Here is a 20,807-nt window from a genome sequence, read left to right as displayed (position 1 = left end):
AATGAATGGAGATCAATCCATCAAAAAATGGATCTTGGGAATGGGACAGAAAGCAAAAGTACTGGGACCTGAGACATTGAAAAAAGATATAGAGAAGGAAATGAGGCAAATGCTGCAGCATTATCTTGAATAAGACAAAGGAAATTTGGTGAGAGTGTAGAATATATACAAAGATCAAAAAGAGGACATAGTTCCATCACATAAAAAGTTGAGGGGAGCGGACGGATTAATGAATAGTGGAACAAAATTAGATCTAGAAAGAATTATTTTCCTTGGCAGAACATATGAAGAATATATGGCTATGTTTTCATTTACTGAAGAAGAGTTAAACGGTAAAAAAATACTCGATTGTCCAGCGGGAGCCTGTTCCTTTACAGCTGTCGCCAATAAATCAGGTATGGATGTCACAGCTTGCGATATTGCCTATTTTCATTCGGAAGAGGATTTGAAGAACAAAGGCCTGCAGGATATTGACCATGCCATGGAGCATATGGAAAAAGCGAAAAGCAATTATAAATGGGAGTATTTCCGCACTATTGATGATCTGAGACACCATCGTTTACAAGCATTACACGATGTGTCCAGTGATATGAAAGAATTCAGTGAACGGTACATGCCGGTTACTTTGCCTTCTTTGCCTTTTGAAGAGAAAGCATTTGATGTGCTTTTGTCTGCTCATTTTCTGTTTACCTATGCCGACAGATTAGATTACGATTTTCATATCAACACACTCAACGAACTGTTAAGAGTGACGAAAGAAGAAATCCGCATCTTTCCTTTAGTCGATTTAGAGGGAAAACGCTATGAGCATTTAGAAAAAATAAAACACTATCTTACCGAAAATGGCTACACAGTGGAAGAAATCAATGTGCCATATGAATTTCAGAAAAATGCGAATAGCATGTTAAAAATCAGCAAGGTTCCTACTTCCATCTAACTGCTTTTTTATTCCCAAAATTACCATTGATTGTTATGATTATTCTATACCAATTATTCAGGAGGTAATCGTTTTGTCACATGCAACAATAGAAGATTTTCAAAAACTGGATATGAGAATCGGCACAATTATAAGTGCAGAGCCTTTTCCCGAAGCGCGTAAACCAGCCATTAAACTGCAGATTGATTTTGGCGAAGACATTGGCATCAAACAGTCCAGTGCACAACTAACCAAAAGGTATACTGCGGAGACGTTAGTTGGCATTCAGGTGGTCGCAGTTGTCAATTTCCCGCCACGAAGAGTCGCAGGATTTAAGTCAGAAGTCCTTGTTATTGGTGGGGTACCAGATGAGGATGATGTTGTTCTTTTAAAACCGGGTGAACAGGTTAAAAACGGTACGCCGATTGCCTGAATTGATGAAAAAGAAAGGAATAGCACCAGTATAGTACTCTGGTGTTTTTTTTATGAAAAATATCCGGTTTCATTCCAGTCAGATTTCATATTTATGGTAAAATAAAGATGGAAATAATAGGAGGTGGACATTTCTACTGAAAAACATCTCCAATGCTTATAACATGTTTTTAGCTTTAGGAGCTTTTCTGGCAGGGGTTGTTATGTTATCGGGAACTGGTGTTTTTGCTGAGTTTCCACAGGAATGGACAGAGAAAATCACCAGCATTTTTGGCGCAATATTTATCTTTTGTATTGTGTTACAAGTTATTTTTTTGGAAGAATGGTATCTCGCAACAGTGCAATTTCTGCTATTTAGTATTGGCCAGCTATTACTTGGTTCCATTGGGTTACTGCAAAAAAAGGTATAAAGTCCAGGAATTCGTAAAGGGAGTGGATTATCATTCGTTATGTCATCACAGCTTTTTTCATTATTTTTCTGCCTTTTCTGATCTGGTTAACAGTCGATTCCAATTCGGTAACGGAAACATCAAGCAAAAATGAATGCAGTCATACGAAAGACACTATCCCTGAAAGCCATAAAGCATTCCTCTTAGAAAATGACTGGCATATAAAGTCTACATGTCGCACAAGTAAGGAGATTTTGAATTACTATCCTGAACGTATAAGTATGATCCAAAGCGGGGGATTAGATCTGGAAGCTTATAATAAAAAAGGAAAAGAAGCGACAATTACTACGTATAGGTTAAAGGAAAAACAGCAGAACGGTGATAAACTTTCAGCGACGATCTATGAGATAGATGGCAAAATAATTGGTGGATATGGAGGTTTAGAGAACTGGGATCCTGGTATCTTCCGGTTAGATGATAAAAAACGATTAATGAAAGAGGGGAAGATAGCAGCTGCCGAACAGAATTAATGAAAAAGAATTTGGGGCGATAATATGAAAAAAATCATCATCATCTCTACTGTTGCAGTCTTTGCTGCAATGGTGTCCGTTACTTTATATTTTGGTTTAACTACCAAGTCCTTTGAAGGTTCAGTATCTGAAGTGGATAATGATCAGGTTCTCGTTGATTGTCCGATTGTAAAGCTAGCAAGGAATGTGGATGATATTGGTTATATGTGTAAAGTACAAACAACGGCAAGTACCATGATTTTAAATATTAACGGTGAAAAAGTCTCCATGGCTGACATAGAAAGAGGCAATTCTGTAGAGGTAGTTTTGGCAAAGAGATCCTTTTTAACAGAAAACAGCAGTAGAGACGTTAGGGCAGAAAAAATAACTGTTCTAAATGAATGAGTTGCTCTGCTTATGGTTCACCAGCTTTCAACCCATCCAGCTGAGCACACCATTTTCTTTTCCACTAAAAAAAAGCTACACTTACACCTAGAAAGCAGGTGAACCTTATGAGATTAAGTGTCTTAGACCAGGCACCAATATCACGAAACTCCAACCCAAAGGAAACATTAGAAAATACATTAAAGCTCGCCCAAATCACAGAACAGCTAGGCTATCACAGATATTGGGTAGCAGAACATCATAACACAAGCGGCTTAGCAAGCACGTCGCCAGAAATACTGATCACAAGAATTGCGTCTGTAACTGATAAAATACGCGTCGGATCAGGAGGAGTCCTGCTGCCGCAATACAGCCCATATAAAATCGCCGAGAATTTCAAGACGATGGAAGCATTTTTTCCAAACAGAATTGATTTAGGTGTTGGCAGATCACCGGGCGGTTCTGAGCTCACCAGACAGGCACTGTTAGACGGACAGAAGAAATCACTGTCAGAGTTTCCGCGCCAGCTCAGAGATTTGCAGGGATTTTTGCATAACAGTTTACCAAGAGAACATCATTTCAGACTTGTCAAGGCTGGTCCGAGAATGGACACAGCCCCGCCAGTCTGGGTTCTGGGCTTATCGGAAAGAGGGGCAAAAAACGCAGCAGAGGCAGGGGCAGGGTTTGTCTTCGGCCATTTTATAAGCCCCAAAAATGGAATAGAGGCATTGAATTGTTACCGCGAAAATTTTAAAGCTTCACAGACGCTGGCTGAACCTGCCACGATTGTCTGCATTTTCGTTGTCTGTGCTGAAACTCAGGACGAAGCAGAAGAACTTGCCCTCAGCCAGGATAAGTGGCTGCTCAATGTTGGCAAAGGCCGGGATACCAGGGTTCCTTCCATTGAAGAGGTAAAAGAAAAAGGCTTTACAGAAGAAGAAAAAAACGAAATCAGCAAAAACCGCAAGCGATGCATTGTCGGCACACCAGCCAAAGTGAAAGAGGAATTAGAACAATTACGCGAGCTCTATCAGACAGACGAATTTATGATCATCACCAACATTTATGATTTTGAGGCAAAAGTAAAATCGTATCAGTTACTGAAACAAGCTTTTGATCAATAAAATTAATTATTAAGCAGATTTTTTTTGAATATGATTAAAATGGAGGAAAGGAGAGGAATTAGCGAAGCGAATTACCTTTTATTTTATTTCAGTATTTTTGCTAGTAATATTCACGTGTGGGTGCAGTCTAAACGCTGAGACAAACACGGATTTGTTTCAATATAAAAATTCCTATGTTGGCGACAATAGTGCAGTAGGGAATATCGTAAATGAACTGGCACACAGCAAAGAGTTGAATCAGATTTCTCTTCAGACCAAAACAGAACCATATGGCATTACGTTGGAATACAATGATATTGATGCAGAACAAGTAGAAGAAGAAATGAAGCATATGGTTATATCAAACGCTACCTTTCTGTTCGCCTTAATCAAAAATGCAGATTGGATTACATTCCAGTTTACGGACAATTAATTCACGGTAACAAAAGAGAAGTTGCAGGATTGGTATGGCAATCAGCTGGATGAATTTGAAAATGAGCAAGACTTAGAGAAACTGATACAGAAACACCTGAGGTCTGAGGAAGCCGTTAATCAGTTTTTTCGCCAGTAGAAAATAAAAGTGCTCTTTTAGAGTGCTTTTTTTAATTATAAAAAAAATGCTACTTTCCCTCCACAGAAATTGATTATAGATATGAGAAGACTTTTTCTGAGGAGGAATATTAATGGCTAGACCGTGTAAACAGGGTGTTGACTATTTTCCGCTGGATGTGCATTTGGATCAGAAATTTCAGTTTATTGAAAGTAAGTTCGGATTAGAAGGATTTGCGATTGTGATTAAATTGCTGCAGAAGATTTATCAGGAAGGTTACTGGTGTAACTGGACAAAAGATGGGCTTCTGTTATTTGCTTATGAAATTCGCTCAGAAGAAGCCCTTGTGCAGCAAGTGGTGGAAGAGTGTATGAAAAGAGATCTGTTTGACAGAGGCATGTATGAAAGACACCAGATTCTGACATCTAAAGGAATCCAGAAACGATATAAGGAGATTGTTAAACGCAGGAAAGAGGTCGACATTGTCGAAGACTATCTGTTGATTGATGATCTGGCTGCTGTTCCTAACGAAAAAATTAATGATGACATCATGTCTGCATCATGTGAACAAGATGAATACATAAATGAACAAAGGAAAGTAAAGGAAAGTAAAGAAAAAAGTAATAATAATAATAAGCAAATTGCCTGCCAGTTTTTTGGTCAGCATATTGCCCGCATTTCACCAATCATTGCGGAAAAAATCTCTGACTGGGAGAGAGAAGTTTCCACTGAGGTTGTCATCAGAGCAATGGAAGAAGCAGTCATTCAGGAGAAGCGGAGCTGGAAATATGTTGAACGGATCCTGCTCGACTGGTTTCATAAAGGGGTAAAGAAAAGGGAAGATGCAGAGCATGTGCTGCGCGAATTTCACCAGCAGAAGTCAGCCAATGTCAGTCCAATCCGAAAGGTGGCTGATTTTTGATGGAGAAAAAAACCTTTCAAACCCTGATGAACCGCTTATTCATCTTTTTTCCAAACTGGAATATCAAGCTTGAGGACCCTCACGTTGCCAAAGAATGGTATCAGCAGTTCGAGTCCTGTACAGATCAGGAGTTTTCCCTGATGATCCAGACTTATATTGATAAAGAAACCTATCCGCCGACTGTTGCTGGCTTAAAGCAATATCTAATCGAACAGCAGCGAAAAAGTATGGAGCAACTGGAATGGGAACAAACCATTAAGCAATGGGACAGGGGGAATGAATAATGGAATTCGCCTATCTGGAAAGACAACTGCTTGCCTGTTTTCTGCATGACCCGACACTGATAGAGGAAAGCAAACTAAGACCGGATATGATGGAGCATGCGATCCACCGGCTGATTTTTCAGGCAATGGCAGAGTTATATGATGACAACAAAGCTCTCGACCAAGTAACCCTGCTGTCTGCATGCTATCAGGATCTGATTGATCATGGCGGCATTGATTTTCTGAACACATTGAAAATGGACGGAGACGTGAATCAGTTTGACAGCTACCAGTCCGCTGTTCTTGAAGGGTATCAGAAAAGATCTGTCCAGGCCCAATTGCAGCAATATCTTGCCAGAAACAACCATGATATTGAGCAATTAATGCACCAGTTAGAAAGAATCGCCGACCAATCGATCGTAAACGAACCAGATGTTAAAGATGTGCTTGTCCAATTATATGACGAACCATTTCAGGAGACAGACCCAGCCAATATGGTGACAACAGGACTACACTCACTGGACAAGCTTTTGATCGGCTTTGAGAAAAAAACTTCCATCATTATTGGCGCAAGACCATCAATGGGAAAAACCGCCTTGATGCTCAAATTAGCGACAGGTGCAGCCAAAGCTGGTGTTGTGCCGATCATTTTTTCACTGGAAATGAACAAAAAGGCATTACTGAAACGTCTGATCAGTTCAGAAACAGGCATAAACGGCATGTTGTTAAAGCAATCACGCCTTTTATCAGCAGATAAGAAACAAGAATGGGCAAACGCGATTGGGGAAATTGACCGCTATCAACTCGAAATATTTGATAATACACTCCAGACAACTCAGGACATCCGGGCAAACATCCGCAGGGTGATGAAGAAGCATCCTGGCCGTTCTTTTATTGTCTTTATCGATTATTTAACGAAAATCCAGACAAAAGAGCCTTTTCCCACAGAGCATCTGCGCATTACAGCCATTTCCGATCAATTGAAAGCTATCGCTAAAGATTATAACCTTCCTGTTGTAACACTGGCTCAATTATCAAGAGAAGTAGAGAAGCGCCACAACAAACGGCCACTATTGTCTGATTTGCGGGAGTCTGGCAGTATTGAGCAGGATGCTGATGTGGCGATGCTGTTGTATAGGGAAGATTATTATGATAAGCAGGCAGAACGCAACAGGCTGGAAATTCAAATAGCGAAAAACCGTGACGGAGCGGTTGGCAGCCTGCAGTTTCACTATAATAAAGCAACAGGTGTCATTTCAGAGCAGGAGGATGGCGGAAATGACGCTTCGTGAGCTGCTGCAAATTTCGATCGAAGAAGAATACACTGGACTAAAAAGCCTGATCATGTTTTTAGTTTTCGAGAAAAAAGTGCTTTCCTTAGATTCTGCTGATACGGAGCTTGATCTTTATTTTCAAGCAAATAATCACGAACGGATGAAGCAGCTTCTGACAGCATATCAAAAAGATACAGGCATAAAACACAAATTAAGCGGCTTTTTGGCTGAAACAGATCAAGGAGAAGTCACGGTTGTTGCGGTAAATGAACGGGAGGCAAGAAAACTTTTGCAAAAAAATCGCTGCGAACTCCATCAAATCACCATGTTATCAGGTGAGACGATAATGGAAGCCCGTAACAGACAGGGTGTTGTTACAATAAGAGCCAATTTAAATACTTTCATCAGTAAATATGACAGAGCGACGATTATTTAATCACAATGTTTCAGGGATAGCGGATGCGGGAATGAGCATGTTGACTCACAATGATCGCAAGGAGGAATTTTAATGGCTATTTTTGCACAAGACGCATTACAAGGCAGGCACATTCTAATCACAGGTGCGACAGGCGGAATTGGCTCAGAAACAGCCAAAGTACTGGCAGATATGGGCGCAAAACTAACAATCACCGGTCGAAATGAAGAGAAATTGCACCAGTTGAAAGTGGACTTATATGACATAACAGAAGAAACGAATATTTGCGCGATTGCAGCAGATTTAAGCAAAACAGAGGATATTGATAAATTAATAGAGACTGCAGAAGGGAAATTTGGCTTTATCTCAGGTCTTGCCAATGTTGCCGGGATTTCAGGCGGTTCCACTGTTGATCAGTTGGATTTAGAGGACATTAAGAAAATAATGGAAGTGAATTATTTTTCCACATTCCAATTAACCCAAGCAATCTATCAAAAAATGATCAAACAAGAGCAAGGAAGTATTGTCAATGTATCATCCTTATCCGGCTTAAGAGGAACATATGGCAACAGTGCCTATGCAGCGAGCAAATTTGCGATGACAGGCTGGACCCAATCAATGGCGGTGGAAGCAATCCAGCATAATATTCGTGTCAATGCCGTCTGCCCTGGTTATGTGAACACAGAGATGGCGAGAAATGGGTTTAAGAAAAAGGCAGAAAAGAAAAACATGTCCTTTGAGGAAGCAAAGCAGGATTCACTTGATACGATCCCGTCAGGCAGACTGACAGAACCAACAGAAGTTGCGAATGCCATAGCATTTCTATTAACAGATGCCGCCAAAAATATTGTTGGAGAGTCAATGAAAATCTCTGGCGGCAATGTGATGAGATAACACATGAGCATCAAACCTTACAATGGGAGGTTTGATGCTTTTATTTCTCCCAATCCAAAAAATCTAGTCTGAAATAACAGAAAAATCCAGATGAGCGTAAATACAATCTGACTAATGGTAAACTTAAAATCATTTGGATTATCGGCATATTTCCGTTCGAATACTGCTCTGGCTGCTTCCTGAATTGGCAGGATAATAATAACGAGATACCAAGGCTGCATAAACCAGGAACTTCCCAAACTTAAAGGAATAGTTAAGAAAATACAGATTAAACCACCAATTGTAACGAACCAGTGGACAAATCTATGCTTTTCGTTGACAAAATTATAGGAGAAGAATTCCTTTTTCTCTACTTTCAGCCATTTTCTCATGAATGTATCATACGCTAATGAGATTAATATAAAAATACCGATTATTAATATAATTTTCCACCAAAATGTAGACATCGACTGCTGGCCCCTCCCTGCTGAAACCTGTAAATCGCTCTTTCCTTATTTTAGCATATTTTGTTGAAGTTGCGAGTAGAAAAAAAGTCACCAAACCATAAAAAACTGGTTTAATGACTGGTATTCTCCTATACGAATTGATGCCCCTCTGCTTCCAATACCTCTTTAGCTTTTTCAAAAACCTCACTTTTTACCATCAAAAAATCGGTATTATAAGTAGATATAGCAAAAATGCTGATATTATTGTCAGCGAGCGGATTTGCAAGGGAAGCGAGGATGCCTGTTAGCGCGAAATCAAGCATTCCCTCGATCTTGATACACTTCCAGTCATGCTCGATCGCGATTACTTGTGCATTATCAGGCACATTATCTGTCGGACAGACAATCGATAATTCCTCATCTGTTTTGGTTATCGAGATAAATAGATCACTGACCGCCCATGAAGGAATATTATCTGATGGGTCTATTTTCACAATGGAAAAAGTAGCGGATAATTTTCTTAACTGCATGCTGATCCTCCTTTTCTATGGTTGTCCTAACTGCCAATTATAGCACATTTCTTTATAGTTTTATGGTCATGGTAATTGTAAACGGTTGATAATGTCAATTATTAGCAGTTTTTATTTCAATTTGGTTAAATATGCAGAAAAATGTTTATTAGTTTCATCTTTCGGTTACTTGTACTCTAGAAAAGCATTAAAGGAGATGAGTAGAATGAATGATTTAGGACACAGTTTTGGCAATATGATAAACCAGGTTGTTCAGGCAATACCAAATGTTATTGCAGCACTTTTATTATTGCTTCTTGCTTGGGTGGTTGCCGTAATTGCAAAAAACATTATTCAGAAATTGTTAGTTAAATTTGGTCTTCACCGGACGATGAGCAGAACGAGATTAGTGGAGGATGAAGCAAAAGGAAAGCAGTTCCTCGAGTCTATTGCTAAATTTGTTTATTTGCTTGTATTTATCTTGTTCTTGCCAGCGATCCTTGATGCATTAAATATGGATTCTGTATCAGGACCTATTTCAAATATGATGGATAAGCTGCTTGGCTTTATACCAAATGTGATTGCTGCTGCTATTATTCTCATTATTGGCTATGTGATCGCGAAACTGATTAAAGATTTAACCGAGCGACTTCTTGTTACCGTAAATGTCGATAAATGGTATAATAAAGTGAAACCAGCACAAACAACACCAGCGTCAGCTGATGCAGCAACAGCAAAGTTATCGGCAATTCTGGCTAACGTGGTATTTGTTATTATCTTAATCCCTGTTATCACAATGGCACTGGAAACATTGGCAATTGAATCCATCTCGAATCCAATCACAGCAGTGTTAAACAATGTACTGCAAATGATTCCGAATATTTTCGTTGCGATTGTATTAATCATTGTCGGGTACTATATTGGTAAATTTGTCGGCAATTTATTAACAGGACTGTTAGAAGGAACTGGTATTAACCAGATTTTCGATACACTTGGAACAGATAACTTCCGCAGCAAAATGCGCTTTAATTTATCCAAAACAATTGGCATGATTGTTCAAGTGCTAATTATCGTATTCTTTGTAGTCGAAGCATTAAATGTACTGCAGCTTAATGTTTTAAATACCATCGGCGGGGCAGTTATTACGTACATCCCATTCCTTGTGAGTGCATTGTTAATCCTTGGTGGTGGATTGGTATTAGCCCATTTCTTAGCAAACATGATCAGAAAATATACAAACAGCGGTCTTTCTGCTAACATTATTAAATATGTTGTGATTGTATTTGCTGTCTTTATGACACTGGACCAGCTGCATTTTGCAACATCCATTGTCAATATCGCCTTTATCCTAATCCTTGGCGGTCTGATGGTAGCATTTGCGATTGCCTTCGGTATTGGCGGACGTGACTTTGCACGCAACCAGCTTGCCAAAGCAGAAACAAAAATGGAAAAAGATTCAAAACCAACCATTGAAAAACCAGAAGATTTTCAATAAGATATAAGGTAAAACAGCATCTTTTTAGAAGGTGCTGTTTTACTGTACATAACAAAGGAGCAGAAAATGAACATTAACAAAATCATCTTTGTAAGCCCATTGAATCACGAAATGAAACAGTTAGTAGAAAAACATTCATTAAAAAAAGAAATTCGCTTTTTAACAGAAGAAGAACTCTCTGATGAGCAGCTGGAATGGGCAGATGCCTTGGTCACATTCAAAACCAGCATCCCTTATGACTACAGCAAAGTTAAATGGGTGCATTCCTTAGGCGCTGGAGTGGATAACTTTACATACAAAAAAGAATGGAATTCAGATGTGATTTTAACAAGAACCATCACATCATTTGGCCAGAGAATCAGTGAATATTGTCTAAGCTATCTGCTAAAAGATCTACAATACCACGATCAATTTCAGGACCAGAAGCAGAAAAAGCATTGGCAGCCGGCAACACCGAAAATGCTGAAAGAAGCAAAAGTAATGATTTACGGAACAGGAGCAATTGGCCTGAAAGTTGCCGAGGTTTTGTCATCATTTGGAATGGAAGTTTATGGTGTCTCCCTTAGCGGGAAAAAGAAAGAGTTTTTCCAAGATGTCTATACAATGGATTCCCATCTTCAATTGTTGCCTGAAATAGATTATCTTATCAACACATTGCCACTAACAGAGGAAACAGAAACTATATTTAATGAAACGATTTTCGAGAAGCTGTCTCAAGTAGGCTTTATCAATGTGGGAAGAGGGGAGTCTGTATCTGAAAGAGATTTACTCCAGGCACTGAATCAGGAGCAGGTAAGGTTTGCCGTTCTTGATGTTTTTACAGATGAGCCGCTTTCTGAAGATCATGCATTCTGGCAGCACCCGAATATCTCCATCACACCACATATATCAGCAGTGACGACAGCAGAGGAAGCGGTGGAATGTTTTGTTGATACACTTCGGAAGATAGAAGGGGAGGAAGAGCTGAAGAACAGGGTGGATGTTCGGAGAGGGTATTAGTTATTTAGATAGTGAGAGCAGAGCCAATGAAATGAAGAATTAGAATTACAAATGAATCACTATCTAAAAAACAAGAATAGTATCAGATTGAGGTGTATCCTACGATAAACTAGAGGATACATCTTTTCTCCTTCTTGATAACTGAAGATGTTAAAAGAAAAGAAAATATAGTATGGCTGAGCCCAATATTATATTAAGTATTCTTTTAAACCACTTAGGTAACAGTGAAATGTTAGATAAAAACACCAATCCCCATAAGCCTTGTTTAGCATTATCGTCAAAGGATATGTATCGCGTTTTTTCCTTTTCCAGATTTTTATCTTCTGAATAACTGTCAGGTTTAAAACCTAAATATAATAGGTAAGCGGCAATAATGAACATTAACACACTTGAAAGTATATCCAACATAATTCCTCCAATGGTTTAATCTAGGTGTAACTCTTAGAAAAGCTAAAAAGTTCATCGTTAAGTAACACATATTTTCCTGGGGTATCAATATCTATTGATAAAAAACTTAAAATTAATTAAAATTGCCACTTTTGTATTTTGTATGTGAATAAATTAAATAATATGAGAAAATTATGCATTTACCTAGATAGTTCACACCATCAACATTTAAGCATTTCAATTTTTTTAAAAAAGATACAGAAACATGGAATTTAATGTTAATATGATTTGGAGAAGTTATTCGAAATAGCTGTCTTACTTTTAAAAAGAAATAAATAATAAGGGGCTAAAAATGGAAAAATTTACGATGTTTTTTCTCGCGATGGTGATTCTATTGTTCGCAGCCGGCTGTACTAAAAATGAAGAAGTTTTGATAAAAAAACAGCAAATCCAACTGCAAGAATTAAAGGATAAAGTAGCTGATCTCGAAGACACCATTAGCAAACAACAAAAAAACCTCGACAATAAGAAGGAATTCTCCTATTTAAATAATTTCACAAAAGACGAATTAAGAGCTTATAACCTTTTTTCCAAGGAAAAAGATGTAAAACATTTATCGGGATTCTTACCAGAAAAAATGGTGCTGATTTACCTTCATTCGGTGGTCGTTGATGATGTGGAAGCAATCTATTCTCTAACATATGATGACGGTATGCTTCCAGATTTAGATAATTTTAGGGGAAGTTATTATTCGGAAGGCTTTCATTTAAAAGAAATGCATTCTACACTCGATTACAGATACTATACTTCCATTAAAGTTAAGGAAGATAATAAAACAGAAAACGATGCATATGTAGAATTAACCGTAAGTATTGGACAATATACTTCATCAATTATTTATGGATTAAAGAAAGATAGTGGTATTTGGAAGATGGATATTTTACATCTTATGGAAAATTGAACGATCCAGGAAATTAAGCGCAGCAGCTGTTTTCATATTGGGCTGACGGGCATGAAATATTGATCATCGCCTGATTAGAGGAGGTTGACCCTCTTTTTTTAAAATGGAGATTTTTGATAAGTCTCGATTTGAGCTCTATGATGAGGGAATACATGTTCTTCTTTGATATAATAAAATAGGATAATGTTCTTTTAGAGTCAGGTCGGCTAATCCCCTCAATGGAAAGGGGGTGATGCCATGAGTATGTATGAGAGCTTTATGGTGCTGTTTTCATTCGGCACTTTCTTGATTGCATTACTCGCTTTGATTGTTTCATTAATCAAACGAAAATAGACCTCCCTATTCACCCACAAAGTCAGTAGGAGAGGTCTATTCACCAACAATAGCCGATCCCGACTTTAGGGAACCGCTTATCCATAGCCCGTAGTTACCGCTACGGGTTATTTAGTATGTGTTTTCTTACGATTATTATAACATATGATGTGAGTAGATGTGAATAAATACAAATAATTAATAGCTCAAAACGTAAGGGACTATGGTGTGGATTCATTAATCAAACGAAAATAGATCTCCCTATTTTCCCGCAAAGTCAGTAAGAGAGGTCTATCACCAACAATAGCCGATCCCTGGCTTTAGGGAACCGCTTATCCATAACCCGAAGTGACCGTTGCGGGTTATTTGTTTTCTTACGAATATTATAACATACGGTGTGAGGAGATGTGAATAAAACGGAATAATTATTAGTTGCCGATAATCCATAAGACTGCCTTGTTTACAGGCATAGTGAATTGAATAAGGAAATGATTAAAATACCAAAAAACACTAATACATTGTTAGTTGTTATATGGGTTTATTAATGTTTTCGCACTGTTTGCACTTAAAAGAATTTATTTTGTTTCCGCATCAATAATTACGTATTTATGGTATTCTTTTTCTGACTTTGAAGAAATGATGCTAATATTATAAATCAACTTTAAACTCTGCTATTGAATTATTATTCTTTAAGTAATTTCCTTTATTAAAATTAAAATTCATTACTTTTATCTTAATGAATTCGGGTAGTTTTTCTATTGGTCCATAGTAATTTGTTAGTTCTATTGTATCTGCTGAAATATTATGCATTCTGCCTTGGATCATTCTACCTTTATCTGGCTCATCTTCTTTTTTTGCACCTTGTTTTAGAGGGTGTCCTTTATCATCAAAAACAACTATTTTCGGTGTTCTGTGGACATATATGTCACCTTTCTTTTTAATAATTAATTCTTTCACTTGCTCTCCGTGCAATTGAATTTGAAGGGTAGTCTTATCCTGGGAAATCAATAAATGCTCCAGTATTATTTCTGTATCTTTATATTTTTTGGTTTCATTAATTACAATTTGTTTCTCATTTTTATTATCTTCTGCAGACACAGTTAATCCTGCCAGACAAGTGAAAATATAAGCTATACATATAATAGAGTAGAAAAATTTTGTTATCATGGAATTCATCTTCCCTCCTTATTGGTTAGGAGTAGCATACTCCAAAAACCGAATAATTATTAGTTTCCGGAAATCCATAAGACTGCCTTGTTTACAGGCATAGTGAATCGAACATAAAAATGATTCAAATGCAAAAAAACGCAAATCAGTCAAAGAAGTTCAAGTTAAATAAAGCAAAATTATGAAACATTTTCTTTAGCGATTCGTCTAAACATAAGAGGTGACCATGACCATTATGAAAAAAACAATTATCTGTTTATATTTAACAGGAATTTTAGTTGGCTGTTCCACTGCTGCAGGAGAGATCAGCGGTTTTGAAAAATCAACAGTAAATAAAGAAGTACCCGTCCCATCTAACGCCATACCCGGCGATGCACATTTTGACAATCCTCATATTAATAAGGGCAAAAGATATCATCTGGATAATATTGGAGGAGATCAAGGTCTTTATCCACCACAAGAGTATTTTGAAGAAATCAAAAATTGGGGCTGGGAAGAGTTAGAAAAGGAGCAAATGGGTCATGTCCACTTTTTTAAAAAGGGAGAAACGATTATTTCGATTGTATTGGAAGAAGATTATTTTCAATTATATGAGATAAAGGAAGAATTCGATTTTTAAAATTAAGTAGACATAACTTTGTGAAAGGTACTTCTTAAGACTTGTTACTGGCAATACCACAAGATATCTTAGAATTTTATGGTAAAATATAAGTATTCTTGTTGAAGGAGGATCTAGCTTGGCAAATTTCCTGATTCCCGCTATTATTATTCCCTTACTCATAACTATCATTTTATCGGTTATTTTTAAAGATAAATCTAAAGTGGATAAAGGTTTTAGAATAAATTACTACGGATTATCTTATAGAAGAAAAATGATTAGAACACTGATAATTTCCCCTTTACTCATTTTGACATTTATTTTTATTTATCTCAATGGAGATATGAGTATGTTGGCTAAAATATCGCTTGGACTATTTTTCCTCATCGCTTCTGCTGGTCAACTAATCTATAACTTCTATATGTGGAAGAAAAATGAAAGTTAGATTATTGTACTGTATCATATTTAAGATGATGCTAAGTGCCTGTGTTCCATTAGGAAAAGGAGCGGTTTTTTCAAGCTTCTTTTACTGATTTGCAATCATTTAAAATAGAGAAAAAAATTGAAGGAAAAATAAAAATTTGGAACCATCAAGGTGATCAATCGTTCAAGTCTATCTGGTAATGAAATAAGGAGAATCGATATAGAAGCAGAATATTCAGTGTTAAAAATTGCGAAACTGTTCTGGACAGGTTACTAAATAAAGAAATCTCAGTATCCTAATCAAAGGAGATTATGTCGAATGAATAATGAGAAGGTCATACGGAAAATCGAGGAACTGTCAATAAATGCTCTTCCGGCCCTTCAAACACAACTTGTTGATGGCTGGATATTACGATTCTCGAATGGTTATGCAAAAAGAGCGAATTCTATCAATCCACTATACTCTTCCAATGATGAGATAAAAGAAAAGATAGAAAAAATGGAAAACATTTATCGACAAGAGAAATTAAAAGTTGTTTATAAACTCACGACAAATGTATTTCCTAAAGAATTGGATGGTATTCTCGAGCAAAACGGATATGAATTAGTGGGGTTAACAAGTGTTCAATTGTTATCATTAAAGGAAGTTGCCGTAACTCCAGCCGCTAATGTTGTTTATTATAACTATTTAGCTGATAAATGGTTTACTGTTTATTGTGAATTAAATAATGTAAAAGAAACATACCAGCCTACATTAAAAAAGATGTTACAGAATATCAAGCCTGACGTATGCTATGTAGTTTTGTTTAATGACAATAATGAGCCTCTTGCTTGCGGAATGGGAGTTTTAGAGGATGAATACATCGGATTGTTTGATATTGTTACGAATGAAAGACACAGGAACAAAGGATATGGAAAACAAGTAATTTTTACTATTTTGAATTGGGGAAAAGAAAATGGAGCCAAACATGCATATCTTCAAGTTGTATTAACTAATCGCCCAGCTTTAAATCTCTATTCAAAGCTGGGTTTTAACGAAGCCTATAAGTATTGGTATCGGATAAAAAGCTAACCTCTCCAATCATAAGGAGCATTTTGGCAATTAGACAGAAACCCTATATTTATGCCATGATAAAGGAAGATTTGAGTTCATAGTGTGTTAACTAGTGAAATGGAAATTTATGTAAAGTAAAATCTAATAATTTCATAAACAGGAGGTAACATTCATGAGCAACTACGCTAGTCTTCATGAAAAAGACGGAAGACAAGTTTTAATTTTTGAACGCAATTATGCTTATAGTCCAGAACAGGTATTTCGTAAAATTACGGATCCAGTCTATTTCAAACAGTGGTATCCTTTTGCGACTGGAGAGATGGAACTAAGTGTTGGCGGGAAAATAAAGTTCGATGATGGGGAAGGCTCAACCTATGAGGCTGTCATTACTGAATTAAATCCTCCATATTCCTTTTGTTTCCAGGAAATTGATGACTTGTTAGAGATGAAGATAAATGAAACAAACCAAGGATGCACCTTGAGATTTAGTCATACATTTGATGACCGCACAATGGCAATGTATACAGCTGCAGGATGGCACAGATGCCTGGATGTGCTTGGTCAGTTAATTTATGAATATCCAGTAGAATGGCAGGATAATGCCATTGAATTACGTGAATATTACAAGAACAAGTTTGATCGTTAACATTCACAAGCAGATAAGGAGTGCAAAATGAAAGAGAATATTAGAGAAATTAGGCTATCTGATTATCGGAATATTTACTTGTTAAACCAAGAATTTAACCCGTGACTTATAGATTAAACTAACAAAGATTATGATCATGATATCTACTAGGTTAAATGTGGGATGTCATTATAAAGTTAATTTTTTAATTTTTTTGAAATTCAATAGGAAATATATGGTTGGATTTTGATATCATTAGATAATAAATAAAAGAAAAGAAGGAAATGAAATGGAGTTTTTCACGGAAAAAGTATTATTTATCGCTTTGTTTATTTTTATCATCCATTCGATAGAGACACTTGCTTATGCAGTGAGATTATCTGGTGCTCGAGTCAAAATGATAGCTTCTGCTTTATCACTTTTTAACATAATGGTTATCGTTTCAAGGCTGGCTAATATGATGCAGCAGCCTTTTACTGGCAGTCTTATAGATAATGCACCGAAAGAGAATGCATTAGAATTTGTCGAAGCCCAATTTCGTGTACTTATTGGTGCATCAACAGCTGGTACGATATTTGGCATCCTGTTGTTACCAACTTTTATCGCTTTATTTTCAAGAGCAATCATTCATCTATCACAAGAAAAAGGATCTGTTCCTTCATTAGTGAAAAGAATATTTTCTTTAGCGTACATAAAGCGAGGCATTACACATTTTAGCTTACCTAAATTTTCCTATTTGAGAGATACTAAAATGAAAGATATTCCAATAAGACTTTTCTGTGTCAATATGCTTATAACAGCGATTTATACTATTGGAGTATTAGCTGCACTCTATTCAGCCTTATTAGCACCTGAAAGAGCAAGTACAGCTATCATGGCATCTGGCTTAATAAATGGGATAGCAACAATATTGCTGGTTATTTTTATTGATCCGAAATTATCCGTCATAGCAGATGATGTAGTAAATCAAAAAGGAAGTTATAATAAGCTGAAAAGTATGTCACTAATGATGGTAATTTCCAGGTTATTAGGAACTATTCTTGCTCAGCTTTTATTCATCTGGGGGGCAGAATATATTGCGTGGTTTACGAAATTTATTGTGTAATTGAGTACATAAACCTATAAAAAGGAGCATTCACTATGCCCATCTCTGAATATTATAAACAACTTCGCGGAAAAGTCGGCACAGAACTGATTGTTATGCCAAGTGTTGCAGCCATTATCAGAAATGGTGATCATGAGATATTGTTTCAATATTCAGGAGAAGGCGAATACTGGAGTTTACCAGCAGGAGCAATCGAACCAGGAGAAGCTCCTGCAGAGGCCCTGATTCGGGAAGTTTGGGAAGAAACAGGACTGACAGTAAAACCTAATAAATTGCTGGGAGTATTTGGCGGAAAAGATTTTCGCTTTACATATCCTAACGGCGACCAAGTAGAATACAATGTATTTGTTTTTCAATGCACGATAGTAAAAGGGGAGCTATGCCCAGTTGATGGGGAATCAGTTGATTTGCGCTTTTTTAAAGAAGACAGCAAGCCGAAAATAGCTTTACCATATCCTGACTTGATATTTAAAAATGTTCCTTTAGCAGATGTTTACTATCAATGGGATGAAGAGTGGATAAAGAAATAAACCATTCTGAAGATGTATTGCCAATACAAAGGGAGCGCAAAGCTTAATTAACAAACGAGCATGTTTATGTAATTAGAATAATCCAACACACGTAGAAGATAATAAAGCCGCTTGTTAAAAAATTCAAGAGGAGTAGCTTTTGGCGCTTCTAAATATAGAAGTTAATGAACAAATGCCACTGTTAATTGAAAGATCATTCTTTCTCCACTACTCCCATTTCACAAATATTGGTCATCTATCCTTTTAATGTTATCAAAAACGGCTTGATTAAAAAGTTCTTCTAATCGCTTACTAAATTAATTAAATGAGTTGTAAATTAGGAATTCAAATCCAGGTTCCTTCATTTTATATTTTCCATTCTCATCTTTGAAAGCTTCATATTCATTTAATTGTCCATCTTTCCCCTTGATTGTGAAAGTTACACTCTCATTATTTACAACCTTCTTCTCAATGGATTTCCATTTATTCAGTCTAATGTTGTCTTCAATAAGTTGTTCCGCAACAGTTGGGAAATAAACGTCCAAAATAAAATCATTGGAGGCATTTAATTCTTGCAGAAGAAAGATAGAAATAGCAATATCTTTATTCATTTCATCTACATACTGAATTAGAAAGTCAATTATAAAATGTGTAGATAATCCCTCAACACTCCCATCATCAATCTCAAAATGATAAAATCTTTCCTCTAAATTCCGTTCTTCAAAAAAACTCCTTACATCAATTAACACAAGAAACTCCTGCTTTCTGTATTTTATCTTATTGCTTTAAATTTCACCAAAAGGGTTAGATTTCCTTTATTTTAACTAACCTGCTCAATAATGAAATAGCGTATCTGCTTGCTCCAGATAAGCACCCGACAGTTAAATAAATAACTCCGTAGAAGATTCACTTTATATTATAGGGATGGCTTATCTTTTAATTCCCATGACAAAAATATATACACCCAAATAGAAACTGAGGCAGTGAAAAGAAAAATTAGTCTTACAATAAAAGAAGATATACCGAACAAGTTCGCTATTCCTCCACATATCCCTAAAAATGCTTTGTCAGTTGATGACCTTGTTAACTTTTGCAGCATAATATATTTCCTCCCTCTATATAATTCAAATATCTTTAAAATACTATTGTTTTCTCAAAATTTCTTTAACACCTTTTTTATGGTGTGCTGTGATACTCTGACAGTTTTTATTTCTTTTGAAAGAATTTTACTAACGGGCATCCATCCTACCGACCAAATTGGATATATTTGGTTTATACATAGGGATGACCATGCTTTTTATTCTCCACCTTAAATGTGGTCGCTCACCCTCCCATGTCTCTCCGGTTGAATGCCACAAATTCCTTCGTCCTGCGTATCCACATGGTGGAGGTCGGATATGCTCCTTTACTGGGTCTAAAGCCCGAATGGAAAAAATAAGCTCCGACTCTGCATTGTTGGTGTTTGTCTCATTTTTTGAATACAATTGTACTTTATCTTGATGATTTCTCTTCTTAAACCACGTTTGACTGGGACTTTGAAGCGATTCCTTGTAATAGTTTCCTTCCATCAAATGCACATTGACGTTGACCAATGACAAATAAAACACGTATTAATTTTCCGCATAGGGCGATCAAGGATTGCTGTTTTTTCAATGGGCGTTCTTTTTGTTTGGTGTAATAATCATGTAAAGCCTGAAATGTTGGATTATGGGCAACGAGTGGACGAACTGCCATATATAAAAGCTTTCGTAATTTACTACGCCCTCGTTTCGTGATCCTGGTTTGTCCTTTGTGTTTCCCTGAACTGTGTTCTTTTAGCGAGTATCCTGCCATATTGATTACCTGTTGTGGATGCCGATACTGATTGATGTCTCCTACTTCTGCATAAAAACCAGCAACGGTCATGGCGCCAATACCTTTGATCGCAATCATTTCCTCTGCTCCAGGTATTTCTTTTACCATTTCTTCTAAATCCTCTTCCATCATTTCTAATTGTTGTTGATGTAAGGCATATTGATCTAATAAGAGGTGCAACTCTTTTTTGGCGAAGCTTAGACCTTCTTGTACGCCAATGCTTTTGTTGGCCTTCTCTACTAGCTTTTGTGCCCGTTTAATTCCCACACCAGCTTTTACCTCTGTTTTCCACTGGGCAAGTACTTCTTCTGCCGTCAATGCAGCCAGATCATT

General features: G+C 36.8%; 30 protein-coding genes. 23 read left to right on the top strand and 7 right to left on the bottom strand.

Annotated elements, in window-relative coordinates; translation table 11 throughout:
• Position 1 precedes the first annotated feature (1 nt).
• The 13 genes from F9U64_RS23620 (at position 2) to F9U64_RS17810 (ending at position 8,051) form a co-directional block, all read left to right on the top strand.
• Entirely contained in the window at positions 2 to 133 is a 132-nt protein-coding gene (locus F9U64_RS23620; RefSeq protein WP_407647343.1) for a WCX domain-containing protein, read from the top strand.
• Positions 134 to 229: 96 nt separating this feature from the next.
• Positions 230 to 937 (top strand): class I SAM-dependent methyltransferase, encoded by a 708-nt coding sequence (locus F9U64_RS17865; protein WP_153406271.1) that lies wholly within the window; start codon positions 230 to 232, stop codon positions 935 to 937.
• Between the two features lie 73 nt (positions 938 to 1,010).
• The gene (gene csaA / locus F9U64_RS17860) at positions 1,011 to 1,349 is read left to right on the top strand and encodes a chaperone CsaA (RefSeq protein ID WP_228275785.1); all 339 of its coding nucleotides are present in this window, start codon (positions 1,011 to 1,013) and stop codon (positions 1,347 to 1,349) included.
• Between the two features lie 202 nt (positions 1,350 to 1,551).
• Positions 1,552 to 1,758, top strand: coding sequence for a hypothetical protein (locus F9U64_RS17855; RefSeq protein WP_153406270.1), 207 nt, complete (start codon positions 1,552 to 1,554; stop codon positions 1,756 to 1,758).
• Between the two features lie 233 nt (positions 1,759 to 1,991).
• Positions 1,992 to 2,267, top strand: coding sequence for a DUF4830 domain-containing protein (locus tag F9U64_RS23615; protein WP_407647342.1), 276 nt, complete (start codon positions 1,992 to 1,994; stop codon positions 2,265 to 2,267).
• A gap of 24 nt (positions 2,268 to 2,291) precedes the next feature.
• Positions 2,292 to 2,651, top strand: a complete 360-nt coding sequence (locus F9U64_RS17845; RefSeq protein WP_153406268.1) for a hypothetical protein — start codon at positions 2,292 to 2,294, stop codon at positions 2,649 to 2,651.
• A 107-nt stretch (positions 2,652 to 2,758) separates the two neighbouring features.
• Entirely contained in the window at positions 2,759 to 3,754 is a 996-nt protein-coding gene (locus F9U64_RS17840) for an LLM class flavin-dependent oxidoreductase (RefSeq protein ID WP_153406267.1), read from the top strand.
• A 151-nt stretch (positions 3,755 to 3,905) separates the two neighbouring features.
• Positions 3,906 to 4,166, top strand: coding sequence for a DUF4825 domain-containing protein (locus F9U64_RS23160; protein ID WP_228275784.1), 261 nt, complete (start codon positions 3,906 to 3,908; stop codon positions 4,164 to 4,166).
• A gap of 250 nt (positions 4,167 to 4,416) precedes the next feature.
• Positions 4,417 to 5,205: a Lin1244/Lin1753 domain-containing protein gene (locus tag F9U64_RS17830; RefSeq protein ID WP_153406266.1), complete on the top strand. Its 789-nt coding sequence runs from the start codon at positions 4,417 to 4,419 to the stop codon at positions 5,203 to 5,205.
• Complete coding sequence (locus tag F9U64_RS17825) at positions 5,202 to 5,489, top strand: hypothetical protein (RefSeq protein WP_153406265.1); 288 nt, start codon at positions 5,202 to 5,204, stop codon at positions 5,487 to 5,489. The genes F9U64_RS17830 and F9U64_RS17825 overlap by 4 nt, the downstream gene beginning before the upstream one ends.
• Positions 5,489 to 6,760 carry a replicative DNA helicase gene (locus tag F9U64_RS17820; RefSeq protein ID WP_153406264.1) on the top strand — a complete coding sequence of 424 codons (1,272 nt, stop codon included), beginning with the start codon at positions 5,489 to 5,491 and terminating at the stop codon, positions 6,758 to 6,760. The genes F9U64_RS17825 and F9U64_RS17820 overlap by 1 nt, the downstream gene beginning before the upstream one ends.
• The gene (locus F9U64_RS17815) at positions 6,747 to 7,178 is read left to right on the top strand and encodes a hypothetical protein (RefSeq protein ID WP_153406263.1); all 432 of its coding nucleotides are present in this window, start codon (positions 6,747 to 6,749) and stop codon (positions 7,176 to 7,178) included. Before F9U64_RS17820 ends, F9U64_RS17815 begins: the two co-directional genes overlap by 14 nt.
• A gap of 72 nt (positions 7,179 to 7,250) precedes the next feature.
• Complete coding sequence (locus F9U64_RS17810; RefSeq protein ID WP_153406262.1) at positions 7,251 to 8,051, top strand: SDR family NAD(P)-dependent oxidoreductase; 801 nt, start codon at positions 7,251 to 7,253, stop codon at positions 8,049 to 8,051.
• Positions 8,052 to 8,068: 17 nt separating this feature from the next.
• Here the strand turns inward: F9U64_RS17810 and F9U64_RS17805 are convergent, their stop codons facing one another.
• The gene (locus F9U64_RS17805) at positions 8,069 to 8,497 is read right to left on the bottom strand and encodes a DUF4181 domain-containing protein (RefSeq protein ID WP_153406261.1); all 429 of its coding nucleotides are present in this window, start codon (positions 8,495 to 8,497) and stop codon (positions 8,069 to 8,071) included.
• Between the two features lie 128 nt (positions 8,498 to 8,625).
• Positions 8,626 to 9,006 (bottom strand): ACT domain-containing protein, encoded by a 381-nt coding sequence (locus F9U64_RS17800; RefSeq protein WP_153406260.1) that lies wholly within the window; start codon positions 9,004 to 9,006, stop codon positions 8,626 to 8,628.
• 205 nt (positions 9,007 to 9,211) lie between these two features.
• Between F9U64_RS17800 and F9U64_RS17795 the strand changes: the two genes are divergently transcribed.
• Positions 9,212 to 10,480, top strand: a complete 1,269-nt coding sequence (locus F9U64_RS17795; RefSeq protein ID WP_153406259.1) for a mechanosensitive ion channel — start codon at positions 9,212 to 9,214, stop codon at positions 10,478 to 10,480.
• Between the two features lie 66 nt (positions 10,481 to 10,546).
• Entirely contained in the window at positions 10,547 to 11,479 is a 933-nt protein-coding gene (locus F9U64_RS17790) for a D-2-hydroxyacid dehydrogenase (protein WP_153406258.1), read from the top strand.
• 150 nt (positions 11,480 to 11,629) lie between these two features.
• Here the strand turns inward: F9U64_RS17790 and F9U64_RS23155 are convergent, their stop codons facing one another.
• A complete protein-coding gene (locus tag F9U64_RS23155; RefSeq protein WP_228275783.1) occupies positions 11,630 to 11,884 on the bottom strand; it encodes a hypothetical protein in 255 nt (84 codons plus the stop codon).
• 334 nt (positions 11,885 to 12,218) lie between these two features.
• Between F9U64_RS23155 and F9U64_RS17785 the strand changes: the two genes are divergently transcribed.
• Positions 12,219 to 12,827, top strand: a complete 609-nt coding sequence (locus F9U64_RS17785) for a hypothetical protein (protein ID WP_153406257.1) — start codon at positions 12,219 to 12,221, stop codon at positions 12,825 to 12,827.
• A 237-nt stretch (positions 12,828 to 13,064) separates the two neighbouring features.
• The gene (locus F9U64_RS17780) at positions 13,065 to 13,160 is read left to right on the top strand and encodes a putative holin-like toxin (RefSeq protein WP_153403725.1); all 96 of its coding nucleotides are present in this window, start codon (positions 13,065 to 13,067) and stop codon (positions 13,158 to 13,160) included.
• Between the two features lie 627 nt (positions 13,161 to 13,787).
• On the opposite strand, the gene F9U64_RS17775 is transcribed toward F9U64_RS17780, so the two are convergent.
• Positions 13,788 to 14,306, bottom strand: coding sequence for a hypothetical protein (locus tag F9U64_RS17775; RefSeq protein ID WP_153406256.1), 519 nt, complete (start codon positions 14,304 to 14,306; stop codon positions 13,788 to 13,790).
• Positions 14,307 to 14,532: 226 nt separating this feature from the next.
• On the opposite strand from F9U64_RS17775, the gene F9U64_RS17770 reads away from it, so the two are divergent.
• The 6 genes from F9U64_RS17770 to F9U64_RS17745 all read left to right on the top strand — a co-directional run bounded on the left by F9U64_RS17770 (position 14,533) and on the right by F9U64_RS17745 (position 18,641).
• Positions 14,533 to 14,925, top strand: a complete 393-nt coding sequence (locus F9U64_RS17770) for a hypothetical protein (protein ID WP_153406255.1) — start codon at positions 14,533 to 14,535, stop codon at positions 14,923 to 14,925.
• A 118-nt stretch (positions 14,926 to 15,043) separates the two neighbouring features.
• Positions 15,044 to 15,349 (top strand): ATPase, encoded by a 306-nt coding sequence (locus F9U64_RS17765; protein ID WP_153406254.1) that lies wholly within the window; start codon positions 15,044 to 15,046, stop codon positions 15,347 to 15,349.
• A gap of 297 nt (positions 15,350 to 15,646) precedes the next feature.
• A complete protein-coding gene (locus F9U64_RS17760) occupies positions 15,647 to 16,399 on the top strand; it encodes a GNAT family N-acetyltransferase (RefSeq protein ID WP_153406253.1) in 753 nt (250 codons plus the stop codon).
• 154 nt (positions 16,400 to 16,553) lie between these two features.
• On the top strand, positions 16,554 to 17,027 hold the full coding sequence (locus F9U64_RS17755; protein ID WP_153406252.1) for an SRPBCC domain-containing protein: 474 nt from the start codon (positions 16,554 to 16,556) through the stop codon (positions 17,025 to 17,027).
• A gap of 268 nt (positions 17,028 to 17,295) precedes the next feature.
• Positions 17,296 to 18,111, top strand: coding sequence for a lipid II flippase Amj family protein (locus tag F9U64_RS17750; protein ID WP_153406251.1), 816 nt, complete (start codon positions 17,296 to 17,298; stop codon positions 18,109 to 18,111).
• A gap of 35 nt (positions 18,112 to 18,146) precedes the next feature.
• On the top strand, positions 18,147 to 18,641 hold the full coding sequence (locus F9U64_RS17745; protein ID WP_153406250.1) for an NUDIX domain-containing protein: 495 nt from the start codon (positions 18,147 to 18,149) through the stop codon (positions 18,639 to 18,641).
• Between the two features lie 296 nt (positions 18,642 to 18,937).
• Here the strand turns inward: F9U64_RS17745 and F9U64_RS17740 are convergent, their stop codons facing one another.
• The 3 genes from F9U64_RS17740 to F9U64_RS17730 form a co-directional block, all read right to left on the bottom strand.
• Complete coding sequence (locus tag F9U64_RS17740; protein ID WP_153406249.1) at positions 18,938 to 19,369, bottom strand: hypothetical protein; 432 nt, start codon at positions 19,367 to 19,369, stop codon at positions 18,938 to 18,940.
• A 167-nt stretch (positions 19,370 to 19,536) separates the two neighbouring features.
• Positions 19,537 to 19,719 carry a PspC domain-containing protein gene (locus F9U64_RS17735; protein WP_153406248.1) on the bottom strand — a complete coding sequence of 61 codons (183 nt, stop codon included), beginning with the start codon at positions 19,717 to 19,719 and terminating at the stop codon, positions 19,537 to 19,539.
• A 413-nt stretch (positions 19,720 to 20,132) separates the two neighbouring features.
• On the bottom strand, positions 20,133 to 20,807 hold a 675-nt coding region (locus F9U64_RS17730), incomplete at its 5' end, for a transposase (RefSeq protein WP_153406247.1).

Origin of the sequence: Gracilibacillus oryzae (assembly GCF_009498735.1) — a bacterium.
Taxonomy (GTDB): Bacteria; Bacillota; Bacilli; order Bacillales; family Amphibacillaceae; genus Gracilibacillus; species Gracilibacillus oryzae.
The sequence above is the reverse complement of the archived record's forward strand: the minus strand, read 5'-3'. Positions and strand labels throughout refer to the sequence as shown.